Genomic DNA, 17,179 nt, shown 5'->3' on the forward strand with positions numbered 1-17,179 from the left:
AAGCAAGTGAAGCTGGAAATCTGCAATGATATGTATATTCGTTAAGGTGGTGTAAACACAGTGAAAAAGCGAGTTTCTGTGAAGAAAAATGCTTTAATAGCCTCGGTTGCCGCTTTGCCTATCGCTGCAATGGTATTCTCTTCAGTCGTCTCGGCAGCTTATTTCAACGGCGGTAGATCCTCGGGGTCGTTTTCTGCCTATTATCATTCGTCCGTCTCTTCTTATGGATATGGCAATCATTACGACACGGCGCGCACCAACTGGAATGGAATTTCCTCGAAGGCAAAGGTGTCCAAAACGACCTCAACCAGCGGCGATCCTGATAGATACTATGTTGGAACTACGGGAAGCAGCACGTTGCTCGGTCAGATCGTTCCTTATAAAATCTCCGGAGGCACTTATGTAGAGGCATCGCCTAACGACCAATGGGCTTATTCCACGGCTACCATCTATGATAATACGATGAAAAGCTTTAATATGACGAGCAGCCAGATCGTGTCCAATGCAACCCATGAAATTGGCCATACGGTAAGCTTGGCTCATACGAGTCCAAGTTCATCCAGCCCTTCGGTCATGAAACAAGGCATTCAAGACATCGGCCCTCAAACCTACGACAAAAACGAATTAAAATCAAAATGGGGCAACTAAAACGATATTCTTTTAGATGAAGGGAGACTGGCGGAATAATGCGACGAAAAATAAACGCAGGTTTGCTTGTTGCCGCAGCCGCGCTGCTTCTGATGACGGGATGGAGCGATATGAGCGGTTCACATTCACAACCATTCAAAACCATCTCGATTCATGCCAACTTTGTCAGCTTTGAGAACGCCGATCAGTTGGATTCCTTTGCGGACTTGATTGTAATTGGCACGGCGGTGCAGCGTTTCGAAGATCGCAGCCCTGTGTCTACTCACTTTGATGACGGCACATTGCAGGATTTCTACACATTAACGGATATTAGCATCGATAGAGTGCTCAAAGGTCCGGGACAAATCATGCAAGAAGATGCGCCATTAACCATTATCGAACCACTGGCCTATTTGGATATCGAAAATGAGAAGACGAAACTGACACGCGAGAATTACATTGAATTGCACGAAGGGGACAGGAGCGTTATTTTTCTGAAAAAGAACACATTTGGGCAGTATGCTATCATTAATCAAAACTTAGGGAAGTTCAGTCTGAACGAAACCCCCGAATTTCAAGTGACGGCCGACAGTGAAGAGGCAGCGGAGTATGCTGTTTTGCGGGAAGACGTCTTTGAAAAATACGGATTGAATTAAAGAATGATGCGATTCGCCCCTTGAGTTGTTAAAGAGCTAAAAAGCATATTCAGATATTACACGCCCTGACCTATGATAAAAGCTATCTAAGGTCGGGTTTTTTCCGTATACGAATGCCAGCGCGGCATTCCAAACGATTGTTGTCTTGCTGTCCAACATTTTTATGATAAAGTGGTTGACTTTTGACTTTGTTGTAACTACAATAGTTACATCAAGGCAGGATGCAATTCTCTATAGCAGAGAGTGCTTATTTTTTATCATTGTTGTAACTGATGTTATTACAACAAGAAGATGAACAAATAAAACGTATATTGGAGGAACCTAATATGTCCACAACTACAACCAATCTTAAAGATGCCATCATCAATCGCCGTTCTATCCGCAAGGTGAAAAAAAGTGAATCCATTACTAGAGAGAGAATGAATGAAGTGTTAAAAACCGCATTGCATGCGCCATCCTCTTTCAATATGCAAAGCGCAAGAATGGTCGTCTTAATGGATGCGGAGCATGAGAAGTTTTGGGATATCGTAAAAGAAACGCTTCGCGCCCGTGTTCCGGCTGAAAATTTTGCGGCAACTGCCGAAAGATTGCAAGGATTCCGTGATGGAGCGGGGACGATTTTATTCTTCGAGAATCAAGATACCGTCCAACAAATGCAAGAGAAGGCTCCTATGTACAAAGATCAATTTCCATTTTGGTCTCATCAGGGAAGCGCAATGCTGCAGTATGCGGTATGGATGTCTTTAACGGCAGAAGGAATTGGGGCGTCCTTGCAGCATTACAATCCGATCGTGGACGAAGAAGTGAAGAGCGTTTGGAATATTCCGCAAGGATGGAGCTTGGTGGCGCAAATGCCATATGGTGAGCCTAACGAGCAACCGGGCGAGAGAACATTTTTGCCATTTGAGGATGTAGTGAAGTTTTATTAATATCGATATGGAAGCATGGAGTGGAAAAATGAATCAACGAACGAATCTGGACATTGTACGCAGCACGTATGAAGGACCGTCTTCTGACAACGCGCGTCATTTGCTCGAAGCTTTGTCGGAACAGGTCGTATGGACCGAGGCCGCAGGTTTTCCATATGGGGGGACCTATATCGGTCCGGAAGCGATTATGGCGCATGTATTCAGCCGCTTGGCTTCCGAATGGATTAATTACAAAGCAAGCGTGCGATCCTATCATGAAGTAAAAGACAAAGGCATCATTATTGCTGAAGGTGTCTATTCGGGAACGTACAAAAAGACGGGCAAAGCATTTGAGGCAGATTTTGTGCACGTATGGGAACTTGATAATGGAAAAATCATAAAATTCAAACAATATGTAGATAGTCATGTTGTTCAAAATGCAATGGCAATCTAAGAAGCTATCTACTGAAGAAGCAGAGCATTTCCGCCAGTCAATGGCCGGGAAGGCTCTGTTTGTTTTTGGCATTGCGAAGAGGTGGAGAGTGAGAGAGGTTTATAACAAAGAGCCGCTCGTTCCCATAAAGGATTAGAGCGGTCTCTATTCATGCAGTCGGAACTTAGTTGTTATCCTCATCGTCCTCATCGTCGTCGTCGTCGTTGTCTTCTTCTTCATCCACTTCATCGTTGGAAGAAGACTCGTCGCCCCCGTCTTCTTCTTCATCCTCGTCTCCATCTTCTTGTTCTTCAAGGCTGATCTGATATTTCTGACCGTTAATCAGTTCCAATTTCAGTTCTTCAACTTCGTCCCAATTTACAGTGGAAATCCATTCATTGTAGGAAGATTCATTTTCGACCTCTTCACCGCTCTCGAGCAAATCCGCGTAGTTGTACTTGGAAGTGGTGCCGTTTTCGTATTCGACATCGATCTCGTCAATCTCATCTAATCCGTACTTGGATAGCTCAGCCTTGAATTTATCTAATTTTGACAACGCCATCAGTTCCTCTCTGTTAGAAAATAGAAACCATTCAAGTTTCATTCTATATTATGTTTACAGCATTCACATGATTGGACGAATGAATGACACTAATCGTGGATGTTGCTGCCGCGCGGACTGCAGAGGATGAAGTACAGAAGTATATTTCCCCTATTGTCCCACAATCGCCCTTACTAATAGTTAACAAGAATCATATTTTAATGCAACTCGACGAAAAGCAAGGAGCGAACCTATATGAAGGGATTGATTCTTTGTGCAGGCAAAGGCACCAGGCTCCAACCTTTTTCGAATACAACATCCAAAGTTCTGCTTCCAGTAGCCAATAAACCGCTTTTATTCTATAGCATTGAGAAGCTGCTAGACCTGGGCATCAAGGAGATTGGCATCGTTATCCAAAGGGCGCATGATACCCTGTTCCGTAAAAGTATAGGGAATGGAGAGAAATGGGGGGTATCCATAACCTACCTCTATCAGGCAAAGGCGCTTGGAATAGCAGATGCGGTCAAGCAAGCAGAAGCGTTCATTGGTTCTGACAGCTTTATTCTCTTGCTTGGCGACAACTTGATTAGCCAGACGTTGGAAGACTTGCGGGATTCGATTCTGCTAGAACAACATGATGGAGCGTTGTTGTTAGGAAAGGTTCAGAAGCCGCAGGATTACGGAGTTGCGGAGATCAAGGAACATCGCATCATTGGGTTAGAGGAGAAGCCAGCCCAGCCGAAATCCAATCTCGCCATTATGGGAGCATATGCATTTACTTCTAAAATCTTTGAAGCTGTACACGCTATCACTCCATCGAAAAGGGGAGAGTACGAGATAACGGACGCTATTCAATGGCTAATTAAAGCGAATTACGATATATCCTATCATATTACCTATCAATCTCATACAGATGTCGGCACGATAGATCGATGGCTTGAAGCTAATCGGTGGATGCTTCAGCAATTAGCCGATAAAGGCGCCCTCGCAATGGAGGCGGCAAGCAATATCAACAAGTTAAGTTCTCCGGTTCTAATAGATAACGCAAGCCAGTTGGTTAAATGTGAGATCGGACTTTATACCACGATAGGTCCCCGCGTGAGCTTAGAAAACTGCCGGATTGAAGATTCGATTCTTCTTGAAGGCGTAACCCTCAAGAATATGAGTTTGAAAGGCGCGATCGTCAGTCGCGATTATATCGTACAACCCGTTCGGGAGGCGAATTTATGAACACGTTAGTTGCGGGTGTTGGTTATGTAGGGACGACTACTGCGCTGTTATTAGCCGAATTAGGATGGAAGGTAATTGGTTTTGACACAGATAACACCAAGATTACGGCCCTCTCGAATGGGACCTTGCCATTTTATGAGCCTGGCTTGGACACGCTGCTTCATACCCATTTAAATCATGGACATATTCGTTTTCTGGATGAGCCGGTGCAGGCGATTCGTGAATCGCAGGTCATTTTCATCTGTGTAGGCACCCCGTCTCTAGGAGACGGAAGTGCGGATATGCAATATATCCGCAGTATAGCCGAGACGATCGGAAATCATATGCAGGAATATAAGCTGATCGTGTTGAAAAGCACCGTTCCGGTCGGGACGCAGAAGCAGGTTGTGCAATGGATCTCAAAAGCTCAGGTGAGTCCTATTCCGTTTGATGTCGTATCTAACCCGGAATTTTTTAGGGAAGGAAGCGCGGTATATGATGCGTTTCATCCTGACCGTATCGTGATTGGCAGCGACTCTGATGCAGCCGCACAGCAAGTGAAAATGATGTATCGGGATATCGATAGTCCTTATGTGGTGACGAAGCCTACGACCGCTGAGATGATTAAGTATGCGGCAAACGCTTTCCTGGCAGCCAAAATATCGTATATGAACGAGTTAGCCAGATTATGCGATCAGATCGGCGTATCTATTTCCGACATTGCAGTAGGCATAGGATATGATCCGCGTATCGGCGAGTCATTCCTCCAAGCAGGCATCGGATACGGAGGCTCCTGCTTCCCTAAGGATGTGAAGTCCCTCCTGCGTATCGGCAAGGATTATGGAACGAGCTTAAGTCTGCTGGAGCAAGTCGTGCGCATCAATGATACTCAGTATCAATATTTTATCGAACAGATGTTGCGTCATCTTGGAATGCCTGACGGCAAAATAATCGCGGTGCTTGGATTAGCATTTAAGCCGGGAACGGACGATCTTAGAGAGGCTCCTTCGCTGAAGATAATCTCACACCTGCTGCAGTTAGGGGCCGTAATCCATGTTCATGATCCAGTGGCCACACTGCCGGAACAGCTGTCACTTAAGGATGTCGTACAGTTCGAATCAATTAAGGACACTGTGAGTCAGGCGGATGCGGTTGTCATCTGTACAGAATGGCCGGAGTACGTTACCGCGAATTGGTCTGAGTTGAATCAATGGATGAGCAATGCGGCGGTGTTTGATGGCAGAAATGTGCTTGACGGCGAGCGGATGAAGGCGTGGGGCTATGATTATTATGGAATCGGGAACGGGTGAAGAGTATGGCTAAAATCATAGTTACCGGAGCAGCCGGTTTCATCGGTTCCCATTTGTGCGAGGAACTAAGGCAACCACGCTGCCGCTATCACCATACGGTGTCACCAAATTGACATGTGAACATCTCTGCCGCGTTTATAGCGAGAACGACGAAATTCCTGTTGTCATCTTGCGCTTCTTCACCGTATATGGACCGAGGCAGAGGCCGGATATGGCATTCCATCGTTTTATTAAACAAATGCTCGATCGAGAAGCGATTACGTTATAAGGTGACGGTACGCAAAGCAGAGACTTCACATATATTGACGACTGTGTGCGTGCTGTTGCTGCCGCAGGTTCCGCTGCAGGAATTATAGGGGAAACGATTAATATCGGCGGCAAAGAGCGAGCCTCGCTCAACGAATGCATCGCTCTGCTTGAACGATTATTCCGTCGCAAGGCCAAGGTGAAGGTTATCGGAGACACCTGCGGAGAACCTAGGAGCACATGGGCGGACATCACAAAGGCCGAGCAGTTGCTTGGCTATGCGCCTGTTGTGGATTTAAAGACAGGTCTTGCGCGAGAAATGCAGGATGTTAAGAATTTATACCGGTAATGTATGACGCAAGATGCCCGGATGCAGCCTCGGCAATGCTTGTTACTGCCGAATTGTATAGAGAAAAGAATAAGCCCTTAGGAGGTTCCCAATTGGAGCGATAAGGGCTCATCTTGCTGTTTTAGCTCGAACCCCACACGGACAAAATCTCCTGAGCTACCCGATCCCAGTTGAAGCGTTGCTCGGTTAACCGTCTGCCGCGCAGGCCCATTTGCCGGGCATTATCCGTATTCGACAGCAATTGGTTCAGCTTCTCCGCATACTCTAGAGGGTTGTCAGGGTCAGTGATCAGCAGACCGTTATCGTTCATGATAACTTCCGGATTGCCTCCCCGGGCCGTTGTAATGAAAGGAAGCCCTGCGGCCATCGCTTCGTAATGCACCCGCGCAAGCGGTTCATCCCATATCGAGGTGCATACGAATACGTCTGCGGCGCAGAACCAACGGTGCACATCATGGGCTTCAACGAATCCGGTAGTGACAACCGGCAAGGGGGCCCTTTCAGCTAGAGCCCGCACGTAAGCTATATAGTCGCTGACTCGATTATCGCTGTACCAAGCGCCTCCGACTACGACCAGCACAGCATCGGAATGCTTCAAGTGAGACATGGCTCGGACCAAGACGTGAGGTCCTTTGTTCCGAGACAGGCGGCCTACAAACAAGATCACTTTTTTGGATTCCAACTGATGCTGCGCGCGCAAGGTCTGCCGCTCTTGGAGAGCCGATTGCGATTCCATCCATGGGGCGAAGCGATTGAGGTCAACGCCGGAATAGATCGTTCTGAGCTTTGGTTCGGCTTGCGGATAATAGCGCAGAATCTCACGGCCGATGAAGTTGCTAATCGTAACAATTCGTTCAACGTTCGCTATGACCGTTTCCGCTTCCTCTTGATGAATCTTAGCTGGGTGAAACATATCATTGTGCATGCTCAGCACGATTCGGGAGTGCGGGGATAAGCTGCGGACGAGAAGAACCATGCGTGGCCGATTAAAGATATGAATCAGGTCGTAATGTTCCGTTCTCTGATTCAAAAATTGAACGACGCCTTCGGCGTATTTATCGAACAGTCCATCCGAGGACACCCTGACGTATCGAATGCCGTTCACATTCTCGTCTGCCGGCAGGTCAGGATCGGATCGACCGAGTATCGTCAAGCGGTGATGGCCGCTGACCTGCTGCGCGACGCCGCCTATATAAGTCTGGATTGCACCGCCTCTTATATTGGGAACCGGGAGCTTCTCGGTGCATATCATGAGTACGTTCATACTTGCAGTCTCCTCCTCTCGTTAAGCGGTCTTCCTTGAGACCCGTCTTGTCTTCTGCTTCGGAGCCAATTGGTGAGAGGTAGGGCGTTTGGAGAGGATACGCTTGCTTGGCTTGTAAGCTCTGGTTGTTCTGCTCTTGGCAGAGGTTCGTTTCTTGTTAACGCCCACCTTTGTCCTTCTTTTAGATGCGCCGCTCTTCTTCGATGACCTAAAACGGCGGGATGCGGTGATGGTACGGCTGGCTGTTCTGCGTCGTTTCCTCTTCGCATTAGAACCTGAGCTGGAAGGATGGAGAGATACAGGCTGCTTAGGGGCTAATGTGATTGCATGAACAGGAAGTGCTGCCCTCCCCTGAGAAGCTACTGGTTTTGCTGGAGCGGAAGGAGGGGCAACAGGGACAGCAGGAGCAGCAGGAGCAACAGGAGCAACAGGAGCAAAAGGAGCAACAGGAGCAACAGGAGCAACAGGAGCAGCAGAAGCAACAGGAGCAGCAAGGGCAGCAGTGGCAGCAGAGACAGCAGGGGCAGGATCCATAGATAGAGACTGAGCTGCTGCTGGCTCGTTATAAGGAATCAACTCAGCAGACAATGGGTCCGATGCGTCAGATTGAGAAGAGAATGCAGGAACAGGAGGAGCTATAGCTGTATAATCGAAGAATGGAGATGGATCGGTGCGAACAAAGCTTCTGTCGCTGTCCAGTTCTGGAGTCGCAAGATTCCATTGCTCGGGAACATATTGCGGTTCGTAAGTGCCGACAGGGTATTTCTCCTTGTCTGCGTATAGCTCTTGGAGAACTTGCCACTTTGTAGCTTCTGTCGCTAGCACACGCTGTAGGATTGGCGTTATTTCAAGGTTAAGAAAGTTGACAGGCTCGAATACCATTTCTTTGACATGCTTATAAAATTCATTCGGAAATGCCATGTCGATCCACAGGACTTCGAACATTTGTTGGTCAATTGGGTTGCCGCGATTATAAGCCTCGATCATGCCGCGAATCCAAGTAATGTCCCAAGCGCCCATGTCATCCATCGTGCTCGTCATAATCTTGCGAAGATCGCGGAACGGCAGATCATAGGCGACGCCGTCCAAATCGATAACCCATATCCCTCCGGGTCCCATCTGACCGTTAGACCAGCCATAATCTTGGTGGGCAAGTCCCCAATGCGGTTCTCCCATAGCGACCATGCTCGCATACTCCGAAGCCTGCAAGCGGTCTAACGCTTCTCGTGCTTGACGTTCAAATTCGTCTACCACCTGCAGCAGGAGCTGGCTGCCGGCTGTTTCCTTGTAAGCTTCTCCTATATCCCGGAACCAACCGATCTTGGCGATTATCTTCTGATAGTATTTCACCCAACCATGCAGCCGCGAGGATTTGGCCGCGCCTTCAGGCGGACGATACCCTTTGGTCCACAGGTGGAACTCCCCTAGTCCTTGGCAAAGTTGAGAGGCGCCCTCAAGATCGATCTTGGATACGGGCGCAAGCGTATCGATCCACTCGGTTACAATCCAGCTCTTCCCGCCGGCCTCCACATACAAGCGATTATCAATGGTTGGAATAAGAGCGGGGACTCTGGCTCCCTGCTGCACCAAATATTGTTGAGCGCCTATACTGAATAAGCTCCTCTGAGGATGACGGTGGAGCACCTTGATGCTTCGCGGCCCCTTGTCCGTGTCGATTCTCCAGATCGCGCCGCCTTTGTCCGGCTTGGATGTGATAAGAACCATATTGGACACCTTCATGTCATACAGTTCCAATACTTGCCGTCCCAATGCTTCAAGCTCGGGAGGAACGTACTGCTCTAGCACCGTGCCTGGTGAAACGGTATTGATCAGGTGATCCCAAGGACCGATTTGATACTGTTCCAAATCATTACCTCCTATCCTGCGTTTCTAACCGCAATAAGCATCTTACTGTTTCGCGTTGATAGCTTTATGTTAGACTTCCATCAACTTGCCGGCTGTATAGCCGCCTCCTGTGATAATGACATATAGACGCAGTACGAAGCGGCAAGAATGGAGTTAGGGGGGCTCTGGTGGAAGAGGCGTGACTCGCAGGTGAGGAGCGAGAAGATGCATGTTTGGTTGTGAGCGTTGCCGGCCGATTCTGTTGCTGCACGAGTTCACATCCTTTCCACAGACGTAAATCTTTATTTATATACATATGTCATAAGAAAATGGATGAAATGTACAATCGTGGATATCACTAAAAATGATGTAATTCCATGTTTATCTTCTGGCGTTCTATCATTGTTGTAACTATAAAGGTTATTTCGAGGCGATAAAATTGATGAAGGCATAAGTAGAAGGAGTGGAGCCGGCGAACTGCATTTGTGCAGTTGTTGGGCGATATACCGCCCGTTCTGGCGTTCGAACTGCAAATGTGCAGTTCAAAGCGAGGGGGTTACCATTATTTATGCAATTATGCGAAAATGAACTGCACGATTCAGATTGTTTCCATTATACTTATCATAACTAGGTTCGTTAGACGTCAACTCAATCCTATTGCATTATCAATTTAGAGGAGGGTTTACTCTGTCCAGTGATAGGTTATGTGGAAGTCATTTATTGCGATTCAGGAGAACGAACGGGGATGATATGGAATTCGTGCTGCATACCGAGCGGGATCCGGATAATCGGAAATTCATTATGTTATGGACCGTGGAGCAGCACCTAGAGGCAATAGGATGCAAGGATAAATTGCATATGATCATAGAGACTCGTGATGGCATAACAGTAGGTTACATGATACTCGCAGGCTTGGAAAATGAACATCAATGCATGGAATTGCTGCGCATTACCATCGCCGACAAAGGGAAGGGATATGGCAAAGAATCGATACGCTTGGCGCAACAGCTAGTATTTGAAAAGCTGCATGCACATAGACTGTGGCTTGATGTGATGGAGCACAATTATAGGGCAAAAGTTGTGTACGAGCAGGCGGGATTTGTCGTTGAGGGGAAGCTGCGGGAATGTATAAAGCGCGATGATGGCTATGAATCCCTAATTATAATGGGGATGCTTGCACAAGATTATGTTACTGTAAAATATGATTGATTGAACCGGTCATCATGAGTAAGTGAAAGATTCACTCCCATGGAAAGGAATTGGTTTTATGATAATTGAAAAGGCGACGAGTCTCGATCTAGAAAGCATCTGTCAAATCGATAGTAGCGTTATCGGGAATGACAGCAGGAAAGAGTATCTATCGGAATCCATTGAAAAAGAAACGTGCATTATCGCGAGAATGGATGGTAATCCAGTTGGCTTTGCCGTGTTTAATACTTCGTTCTATGATAATTGCTTCATCTGGTTAGTAATCGTACATCCTCAGTTCAGAAGGAAAGGCATTGCAAGCGGGCTTATACAGTATGTCGAAAAAAACTGCCCAACATCTAAATTATTCACATCAACGAATGAATCCAACGTAACGATGCAAAAGGTCTGCGAGGCACTTGGGTTTGCCAGAAGCGGCGTCATCGAGAATCTTGATGATGGTGACCCAGAAATAGTGTTCTACAAATCAATAGGTTAAGTTGTGAATCAATCATTCACCCTGGCTGTCAGGGCTTTTTTATGGAGGCATAATGAGTAATATACTATCAATGAATTACATCATTGCGGCAGAGTTAATTAAGGAGAAAATGAAATAAACACCTGCATAAAGCTTGAGAACTATCGCCAGATTCTGCTTCACCTCTTGGTCTTCTGACCGGATTGGTCCTCATTTGTTATCTCAAGGTATCTACTTTCGTTTATTCCCGGCTCTTTTTGCGTTGTGAAATGAGTATTGAATCTCCGGTTATAGGAGGTTTTATACTTATTTTCAGTTCCAAGAGTCAGGGAACGAGAAGGCATCAAGAAAAGTGAACAGGGAGGCTTTTTCAGATGAGGACTCTTGAAATGTTAGTAATCATCGTCAATGTTCTATTGCTCGGCTGGTTGATGTTCTCTCGCAACAAGTCGTTGCGGGGGCTGCTAGATGAGTGCCGATGACACGGTGAAAGGCGCAGCGAAGACGAGCGACGCGGACATTGCTGCCCTGGGTACGAATAGAGAAGAAATCACAAAGTTTTATGATGAAATGTTTGCACGATATGAGCCAGTAACAGCAGGCGGAAATTACTGGATGACGCTTAAACACAATAAACATATGAGCTTTTCCGATATGTATCTGATTTCACCTGTGTTTGTAAGGATGGAAGGGGTGGATGTACGAAGTGTACATCGGCTTATTAACGAATACTCGCTTGATTTCTTTAATCACTATTTAAAGCAAAAGCCATTTGAGAAAATCGAACAGAATATCGGTGAGCATCCAGAATTCACTCTGGAGAGAGGTTGAAATCAATTGAAGCAATACTAATGAAAAAAAGAGGGCACTCCTTTGATGGGAGTACCCTTGAATTTCGTTGAAACGCTCCCCTTTGATGGCGACCAAAATCATTTATCCCCATAAAACACTTTGGATTGAAGCACATCCAGCGCCCGATTAATATCCTTCAGATCTTCTACGGAAGCATCCTTGATCCGTTCGAGGAAGCGTTCACCTATCCGTTGAAAAGCCTCGTTCATCATGGCTTGTCCTAATTCAGACAGCCGAATCAGCTGCTTGCGTCGGTCATCTGCAACCTCGAATTTTTCGCATAGATTTTTTTCGGTTAATTTCTTGAGCTCACGGCTCGTGTTCGGCATGGAAATATGCTTACAGTCGCTAATTTGGCTCAAGGTAACGGGTTGGCTAACCGCAATATACTCCAAAATACTATATTGAACGGGTGTAATATCCTCCGGTTTGATATCTTTGGTTAATTCGTGCGTCACTTCATGTACGGACGTCGTAAAGGTCACAAATTTTTGAAAAAACGCTTCTTTATTCACAGGGCTCACCTCTTATTGAAAATAATAACAAACTAATTATCAATATACAATTATCATTTGACAACTAAAAAGGAGTGTGATACTTTTTTATTATCAAATGATAAGTAATGGGGGCGGAGAAATGAAGGTCTTGGCTATATATACGCATCCGAATCATAAGAGTCTAAGCTACGCATTTTTGCAAAAAGTTATCCAAGGGAGCCGCGAGAACAGGCATATCACAAAGATGCAGGTGCTTGATTTATATGAGGAGGGATTTGATCCGGTTCTGGTGTTTAATGAGAATAAACGGAGAAGGGATATGCACATCGATCCAAAGCTGGAGAAGTATCGTGAACAAATTCGTGAGGCTGATAAAATCGTGTTTGTGTATCCCATTTGGTGGGGGCGGCCGCCCGCGATGCTCTTGGGTTATATCGATCAAATTTTTGCTTCTAATTTTGCATACATGGACAAGGGAGGCATGTTGCCAGAAGGGCTGTTAAAAGGGAAGTCGGTGGTTTGTGTATCTACCATGCAGGGGCCTGCGCTCTATCCATTATTTTGGTTGGGTAATGCCCATAAAATACTTATGAGGAAAGCTTTGTTTCAATATGTAGGCATCAGAAAGGTGAAGTTTTTTGAATTTGGGAGCATGGAAAGTCCAAAGGGCAAGCATGACAAGAAATTAAATCAGGTCTATCAATATTTTAAATCCGTAGCCCGTTAACACGCGGATCTGTATACGAATAGTTGAGGGCGACTAGCCCTCGCTATTCTGTATTGTCATCTACATATGTTCGAGCTTCCACTGGATTCCTTGTAGCAGTAAAGTGTTTCCTTTAGAAAATAAGCGGAATTTGGGGCTTAAGATGGAACATAGCGTATTGAAACGTTCGATTCGTTCCGTTCTGGAATGTTGTGCATATTCGGCAAAGTAGCGAAAAAACTCTTCTTTGTTGATAGACTGCTCTGAGTATTGAGTTCGTTTTTCGGGATTTATTACCCGTGTCTTTACCAAATCATAGATATAACGCAACGAATCCCCTTCGTGTTCCTTCGCTTGACGCAAAATCGATATCATATTCATAAGCGTACTAGCCTGTGCCTCCAAGGATTCAATCTGCCAGTCGAGTGCTTTATCGACTGGTATGTCTCCGGATATGATCGGGCTTATTTCATCAATTCCACAATCCAGATAACGCAGGGTTGTAATAAGCTCTAAGCGCCATATATCTTCCGGCGTGTATAACCGATGCCCTCCCTCGGTATAGCTTGTTGGCTTAAGTAAACCGATCTCGTCATAGTAGCGGACGGTTTTTACGGTGGATCCGATCAGCGCAGCGGCTTCCCCAATCGAGTATGTTCTGTCTTGTGTTGTGGAATCAGACACATGCTCTATCTTGTTTGTCAATCTTGCTCTTTGAATGCAAACCATTACACCTCCTGTAGCTGGAGAATCAATAACACTGTTTCAATCAAGGCAGCGTATTGTTTTATTTTTCTTCTGTTGCGGGGGGAGCGTATGTTCGTTATAATAGATGAAAATGGAAATGTTAAGGAGCATACATAGGAATGTGAATACGGGCGGGCATTTCGCAGCGCTTGAAGATTCTCGGCTTGTGGCCAGCAAGATTTATGACTTTTTTGCAGAGCTATAATTACCGGATAGCAATGAGAGAAGGGGAGAGGAAATGACCATACATGATGATGCCGTGAACGCTGCGCTAGACTATGAAATTGAACAGCAAGACGAGGAGCAGGATGAATCTGGATTTGCAGATGTGTACGTCATCCAATTGCTGTACAAGGACAAGCCGCAGGTGTCCCGGGAGGCGTTGTACGAAAAAATGCAGCAATACACCGGAGAGGTCCAATTGGCGAAGGAAGATACGGCAGCAGAGGAGCCGCAACAATCTCTGGCGGTGTGGGAGGCCAATGGGGACAATCCGGAGGAAACAGGCGATGTCATGCTCTTTTTCCATATGAATCTTATGGTGTCGTATCAAGATGGAGAGATGCCGGCCCAGACCTGCATCATGACGTCGGATACAACGGTGGAAGCCGAGTCATTCGAGACGGCGCTGCAGCAGGCGTGGCATTGGCCGGAGGCGAGAGCAGCCGTTGCGGGCTGCGGCCATTCCCTGCTGTTGACGGATTTCTGCGCGCGCGGCTTGGATTACAAAGAGCGGCTGCAGATGATTAGCGGTGCGCTGCGCGCCTTGGTGGAGACGGCGCCCTGTGAAGCCATTTATTTTCAGGCCAGCGACAATATCGTTCACCCGCAAGCTTATGTGGAGGCGCTTAACGCGGGGCAGCGTTTGTACGGGGCGATGAATGTCCGCTTTTACAACGTGGCGGGAAGAGATGAAATGCTTATGGACACATGCGGTCTGGCCGCTCTCGGCTTGCCGGATGTGCAGTGTCATTTTCGTAATATGGAGCCGAATGCAGTGGCTTCCTGGATCGGAGATATCGCTTATTACCTGTTCGAGCAGGGTGACATCATTCAAGACGGAGAAACCGTCGGCTCGGACGAGCTGCGCTGGCTCTGCGAGCATCAGTATGCATTGGCGGCCCCGAGACGATACGTGCTCGATCTGAATCCGGGGCCGGAGCATTATGCAGGCGTTCAGCACCACGGGCAGGACGAACGTTCCGAATGATATGAAAGGATAAAGAAGCTGCAAATGAGACGCGATGCTCTCATTTGCAGCTTCTGCTGTACATGCCGTCTAACCGCTTCATACCCATTTACTACTGCATATATTCCAATGGACTGTCTGTCGCAAGCCACAAATCTAGGCTTGGCGGTTGCGTTGCCGAATCTTATATACGCACTTTCTATCCCCTTGCGACAAACACTCCGGGCGGGAAATATCCGCGTCCAACAAAGACTCAAACAGCTGCAGCTCGCAAGTGCAGGCATGGTTATACGGGGTGGCGATGTGCGAGATCGGACAATTATGCTCCGTAAAAACAAACTCGTCCTCGCTGTTTTTTTCCCATTCGACCATGTAGCCATTTTCGTTTTGAATGCCGGCAAGCAAAGAAACCCTCTCATGCAAGCTCTTTTCTGCCATCGCTCCCGCATACTTTTTGTATAATTTTTCTTGGCGGCGTTCGAACAATCGCTCTACCATCATTTCTCCTGATTCCTGCGCCAATTCATCAAGGAGATCGAGGGCAAGGGCGTGATAGTTATGCGGAAACAGGATGCCGGCACGCTCTGTCAGACGGAATAGGGCAGAGGGTCTGCCCATCGGCTGCCGTACCGTTCTCGACTCAATAAAACCATCGCGTTCCAGAGCGTCGAGATGGCGGCGGACTGCCATGGAAGTAATGTTGAGCTGCTCCGTCAGTTGTTTGGCGCTAAGCTCGTCATTCGTTTTCAACAAAAATAATATCGTCTCGCGGGTCGACATCTCTTCTTGGTGCAATGCAGTTCACCGCCTTGTTAGTAACGTCAGTTAGCGGCCGCCCGTTAAAGAGAGGCACATTGCTCAGAGCAATAACCATGATGCATGCTGTCGCATTCCTCGCAACAAATATGCTGCCGGTGACAAGCATCATTGGCGCAATTCATGTAACGATCGGAAGGTTTGCCGCAATGATGGCAACGTCCGACGATGATAGCTTCATCCGTATGGTTAATCGGCACGGATATCCGTTCATCGAATACGTAGCATTTGCCATCGAACAGTCTTCCTTTTGTGTCGGGATCTTTGCCGTAAGTTACGATACCGCCATCCAGCTGGTATACTTCCTGAAAACCCTCCTTCAGCAAAAAGCCGCTTAACTTCTCACAGCGGATTCCTCCCGTGCAATAAGTGAGAATTGGCTTGTCTTTATGTTCGCTCATAGATTCCCGTATCCATTGCGGGAATTCCCGAAAGCTCTCCACATCCGGCCGAATCGAATTGCGGAAATGGCCGAGATCATATTCATAACCGGTCCGGCCATCCAGCACGATGACATCGTCGCGCTGCAGCTGCTCATAAAATTGCTTGGGATTCAGCTTTTTGCCGCTTAGGGTATTGGGATCAAGATCCTTATCGTCAACACGGAAGGTAACCAGCTCTTTTTTGTAGCGCACGAACATTTTTTTGAAGGCGTGTCCATCCGCTTCGTCTATTTTAAACACGATGTCGGCAAAGAGAGGGTTCTGGCGTAAATCATGCATATATTGCTCTGTCTGTTCAACGGTGCCGGACAGCGTTCCGTTGATTCCTTCATCGGCGATCAATATTCGGCCTTTAATTCCGAGGTTCTTGCAATAATCCAAATGCTCCTGCGCAAATTGCTGGGCATCGGGAATGTTGACGTATTTATAAAAAAGCAGAATGGAGTAAGCAGATTGTTTGTTCATATCATTCACCCGGTTCATCATAGATTAGATTTAATAACTTATAGAATGCATCAGACTTAATAAACTTTTATTTATAAAAAGTATTGTAACATAACATGAAGTTCGTTTACACCTCTTCAACTATTTCCTGCTAAACGCTGACCAGATAGGGAACGGACGCGGACGTGGAAGAGAGTACAGCGCGTCTTGACGGAACGGCTCCTCTTTCATCCTTGATGCTTTTATCGCCGATCATTACTTGATATACTATAAGAAAGATATTTTTAAAGGAGACAACTTCGTGATTCATTCGTCTTTCTTTGCCTTATATGATGAGTAAAGGACGGTCTTGAGCATGAATTGCCGCTCCTTTTTTTTGTACAACCGAATGTTGGCCAATGAAAAGGCGGCGGCGTAATGGCGTAATTAAG

At 46.7% G+C, this 17,179-nt stretch carries 19 protein-coding genes and 1 pseudogene; 13 read left to right on the forward strand and 7 right to left on the reverse strand.

Going from position 1 to position 17,179, the window contains the following annotated elements; genetic code table 11:
- The first annotated feature begins 60 nt into the window (after nucleotides 1-60).
- The 4 genes from JSQ80_RS22715 to JSQ80_RS22730 all read left to right on the forward strand — a co-directional run bounded on the left by JSQ80_RS22715 (nucleotide 61) and on the right by JSQ80_RS22730 (nucleotide 2,645).
- On the forward strand, nucleotides 61-648 hold the full coding sequence (locus tag JSQ80_RS22715; protein WP_206096790.1) for a hypothetical protein: 588 nt from the start codon (nucleotides 61-63) through the stop codon (nucleotides 646-648).
- Between the two features lie 38 nt (nucleotides 649-686).
- Nucleotides 687-1,283 carry a hypothetical protein gene (locus JSQ80_RS22720; RefSeq protein ID WP_206096791.1) on the forward strand — a complete coding sequence of 199 codons (597 nt, stop codon included), beginning with the start codon at nucleotides 687-689 and terminating at the stop codon, nucleotides 1,281-1,283.
- 326 nt (nucleotides 1,284-1,609) lie between these two features.
- Nucleotides 1,610-2,212: a nitroreductase family protein gene (locus JSQ80_RS22725; RefSeq protein ID WP_087432186.1), complete on the forward strand. Its 603-nt coding sequence runs from the start codon at nucleotides 1,610-1,612 to the stop codon at nucleotides 2,210-2,212.
- 28 nt (nucleotides 2,213-2,240) lie between these two features.
- A complete protein-coding gene (locus JSQ80_RS22730) occupies nucleotides 2,241-2,645 on the forward strand; it encodes a nuclear transport factor 2 family protein (protein ID WP_206096792.1) in 405 nt (134 codons plus the stop codon).
- Nucleotides 2,646-2,808: 163 nt separating this feature from the next.
- On the opposite strand, the gene JSQ80_RS22735 is transcribed toward JSQ80_RS22730, so the two are convergent.
- Nucleotides 2,809-3,180 (reverse strand): hypothetical protein, encoded by a 372-nt coding sequence (locus tag JSQ80_RS22735; RefSeq protein ID WP_206096793.1) that lies wholly within the window; start codon nucleotides 3,178-3,180, stop codon nucleotides 2,809-2,811.
- A 240-nt stretch (nucleotides 3,181-3,420) separates the two neighbouring features.
- On the opposite strand from JSQ80_RS22735, the gene JSQ80_RS22740 reads away from it, so the two are divergent.
- The 4 genes and pseudogenes from JSQ80_RS22740 to JSQ80_RS22750 form a co-directional block, all read left to right on the forward strand.
- Nucleotides 3,421-4,395: a sugar phosphate nucleotidyltransferase gene (locus JSQ80_RS22740; RefSeq protein ID WP_206096794.1), complete on the forward strand. Its 975-nt coding sequence runs from the start codon at nucleotides 3,421-3,423 to the stop codon at nucleotides 4,393-4,395.
- Complete coding sequence (locus JSQ80_RS22745; RefSeq protein ID WP_206096795.1) at nucleotides 4,392-5,684, forward strand: UDP-glucose dehydrogenase family protein; 1,293 nt, start codon at nucleotides 4,392-4,394, stop codon at nucleotides 5,682-5,684. Before JSQ80_RS22740 ends, JSQ80_RS22745 begins: the two co-directional genes overlap by 4 nt.
- A 5-nt stretch (nucleotides 5,685-5,689) precedes the next feature.
- Complete coding sequence (locus JSQ80_RS30070) at nucleotides 5,690-5,797, forward strand: NAD-dependent epimerase/dehydratase family protein (protein WP_418888880.1); 108 nt, start codon at nucleotides 5,690-5,692, stop codon at nucleotides 5,795-5,797.
- Nucleotides 5,767-6,279: pseudogene (locus JSQ80_RS22750) on the forward strand (NAD-dependent epimerase/dehydratase family protein); the annotation flags it as partial. The gene JSQ80_RS30070 and the pseudogene JSQ80_RS22750, both read left to right, overlap by 31 nt.
- A gap of 121 nt (nucleotides 6,280-6,400) precedes the next feature.
- On the opposite strand, the gene JSQ80_RS22755 reads toward JSQ80_RS22750, so the two are convergent.
- On the reverse strand, nucleotides 6,401-7,543 hold the full coding sequence (locus tag JSQ80_RS22755; protein ID WP_206096796.1) for a glycosyltransferase family 4 protein: 1,143 nt from the start codon (nucleotides 7,541-7,543) through the stop codon (nucleotides 6,401-6,403).
- A 21-nt stretch (nucleotides 7,544-7,564) separates the two neighbouring features.
- Nucleotides 7,565-9,409: a CotS family spore coat protein gene (locus JSQ80_RS22760; RefSeq protein WP_206096797.1), complete on the reverse strand. Its 1,845-nt coding sequence runs from the start codon at nucleotides 9,407-9,409 to the stop codon at nucleotides 7,565-7,567.
- 699 nt (nucleotides 9,410-10,108) lie between these two features.
- On the opposite strand from JSQ80_RS22760, the gene JSQ80_RS22765 reads away from it, so the two are divergent.
- The 3 genes from JSQ80_RS22765 (at nucleotide 10,109) to JSQ80_RS22775 (ending at nucleotide 11,885) form a co-directional block, all read left to right on the forward strand.
- Nucleotides 10,109-10,597 (forward strand): GNAT family N-acetyltransferase, encoded by a 489-nt coding sequence (locus JSQ80_RS22765; RefSeq protein ID WP_240463768.1) that lies wholly within the window; start codon nucleotides 10,109-10,111, stop codon nucleotides 10,595-10,597.
- Between the two features lie 58 nt (nucleotides 10,598-10,655).
- Entirely contained in the window at nucleotides 10,656-11,075 is a 420-nt protein-coding gene (locus JSQ80_RS22770; RefSeq protein WP_206096798.1) for a GNAT family N-acetyltransferase, read from the forward strand.
- Nucleotides 11,076-11,522: 447 nt separating this feature from the next.
- Nucleotides 11,523-11,885, forward strand: coding sequence for a hypothetical protein (locus tag JSQ80_RS22775; protein WP_206096799.1), 363 nt, complete (start codon nucleotides 11,523-11,525; stop codon nucleotides 11,883-11,885).
- 98 nt (nucleotides 11,886-11,983) lie between these two features.
- Here the strand turns inward: JSQ80_RS22775 and JSQ80_RS22780 are convergent, their stop codons facing one another.
- Nucleotides 11,984-12,421, reverse strand: coding sequence for a MarR family winged helix-turn-helix transcriptional regulator (locus JSQ80_RS22780; protein ID WP_087432196.1), 438 nt, complete (start codon nucleotides 12,419-12,421; stop codon nucleotides 11,984-11,986).
- 121 nt (nucleotides 12,422-12,542) lie between these two features.
- Here JSQ80_RS22780 and JSQ80_RS22785 point away from each other — a divergent pair, with 121 nt between their 5' ends.
- Entirely contained in the window at nucleotides 12,543-13,130 is a 588-nt protein-coding gene (locus JSQ80_RS22785; RefSeq protein WP_206096800.1) for an NAD(P)H-dependent oxidoreductase, read from the forward strand.
- A gap of 60 nt (nucleotides 13,131-13,190) precedes the next feature.
- Here the strand turns inward: JSQ80_RS22785 and JSQ80_RS22790 are convergent, their stop codons facing one another.
- Complete coding sequence (locus JSQ80_RS22790; protein WP_240463769.1) at nucleotides 13,191-13,838, reverse strand: MerR family transcriptional regulator; 648 nt, start codon at nucleotides 13,836-13,838, stop codon at nucleotides 13,191-13,193.
- Between the two features lie 256 nt (nucleotides 13,839-14,094).
- Between JSQ80_RS22790 and JSQ80_RS22795 the strand changes: the two genes are divergently transcribed.
- The gene (locus JSQ80_RS22795) at nucleotides 14,095-15,066 is read left to right on the forward strand and encodes a DUF4261 domain-containing protein (protein ID WP_206096801.1); all 972 of its coding nucleotides are present in this window, start codon (nucleotides 14,095-14,097) and stop codon (nucleotides 15,064-15,066) included.
- 135 nt (nucleotides 15,067-15,201) lie between these two features.
- On the opposite strand, the gene JSQ80_RS22800 is transcribed toward JSQ80_RS22795, so the two are convergent.
- Nucleotides 15,202-15,840 (reverse strand): helix-turn-helix transcriptional regulator, encoded by a 639-nt coding sequence (locus tag JSQ80_RS22800; RefSeq protein ID WP_418888881.1) that lies wholly within the window; start codon nucleotides 15,838-15,840, stop codon nucleotides 15,202-15,204.
- 44 nt (nucleotides 15,841-15,884) lie between these two features.
- On the reverse strand, nucleotides 15,885-16,769 hold the full coding sequence (gene trhO / locus JSQ80_RS22805; RefSeq protein WP_206096802.1) for an oxygen-dependent tRNA uridine(34) hydroxylase TrhO: 885 nt from the start codon (nucleotides 16,767-16,769) through the stop codon (nucleotides 15,885-15,887).
- Nucleotides 16,770-17,179 lie beyond the last annotated feature (410 nt).

Origin of the sequence: Paenibacillus apiarius (genome assembly GCF_017052585.1) — a bacterium.
Taxonomy (GTDB): Bacteria; Bacillota; Bacilli; order Paenibacillales; family Paenibacillaceae; genus Paenibacillus_B; species Paenibacillus_B apiarius.

Excerpts from the sequence above, each read along its gene's own strand:
- JSQ80_RS22720 (WP_206096791.1), top strand. The coding sequence starts at position 687 with ATGCGACGAAAAATAAACGCAGGTTTGCTTGTTGCCGCAGCCGCGCTG.
- JSQ80_RS22725 (WP_087432186.1), top strand. The coding sequence starts at position 1,610 with ATGTCCACAACTACAACCAATCTTAAAGATGCCATCATCAATCGCCGT.
- JSQ80_RS22730 (WP_206096792.1), top strand. The coding sequence starts at position 2,241 with ATGAATCAACGAACGAATCTGGACATTGTACGCAGCACGTATGAAGGA.
- JSQ80_RS22740 (WP_206096794.1), top strand. The coding sequence starts at position 3,421 with ATGAAGGGATTGATTCTTTGTGCAGGCAAAGGCACCAGGCTCCAACCT.
- JSQ80_RS22745 (WP_206096795.1), top strand. The coding sequence starts at position 4,392 with ATGAACACGTTAGTTGCGGGTGTTGGTTATGTAGGGACGACTACTGCG.
- JSQ80_RS30070 (WP_418888880.1), top strand. The coding sequence starts at position 5,690 with ATGGCTAAAATCATAGTTACCGGAGCAGCCGGTTTCATCGGTTCCCAT.
- JSQ80_RS22755 (WP_206096796.1), bottom strand. The coding sequence starts at position 7,543 with ATGAACGTACTCATGATATGCACCGAGAAGCTCCCGGTTCCCAATATA.
- JSQ80_RS22770 (WP_206096798.1), top strand. The coding sequence starts at position 10,656 with ATGATAATTGAAAAGGCGACGAGTCTCGATCTAGAAAGCATCTGTCAA.
- JSQ80_RS22775 (WP_206096799.1), top strand. The coding sequence starts at position 11,523 with ATGAGTGCCGATGACACGGTGAAAGGCGCAGCGAAGACGAGCGACGCG.
- JSQ80_RS22785 (WP_206096800.1), top strand. The coding sequence starts at position 12,543 with ATGAAGGTCTTGGCTATATATACGCATCCGAATCATAAGAGTCTAAGC.
- JSQ80_RS22790 (WP_240463769.1), bottom strand. The coding sequence starts at position 13,838 with ATGGTTTGCATTCAAAGAGCAAGATTGACAAACAAGATAGAGCATGTG.
- JSQ80_RS22795 (WP_206096801.1), top strand. The coding sequence starts at position 14,095 with ATGACCATACATGATGATGCCGTGAACGCTGCGCTAGACTATGAAATT.
- trhO (WP_206096802.1), bottom strand. The coding sequence starts at position 16,769 with ATGAACAAACAATCTGCTTACTCCATTCTGCTTTTTTATAAATACGTC.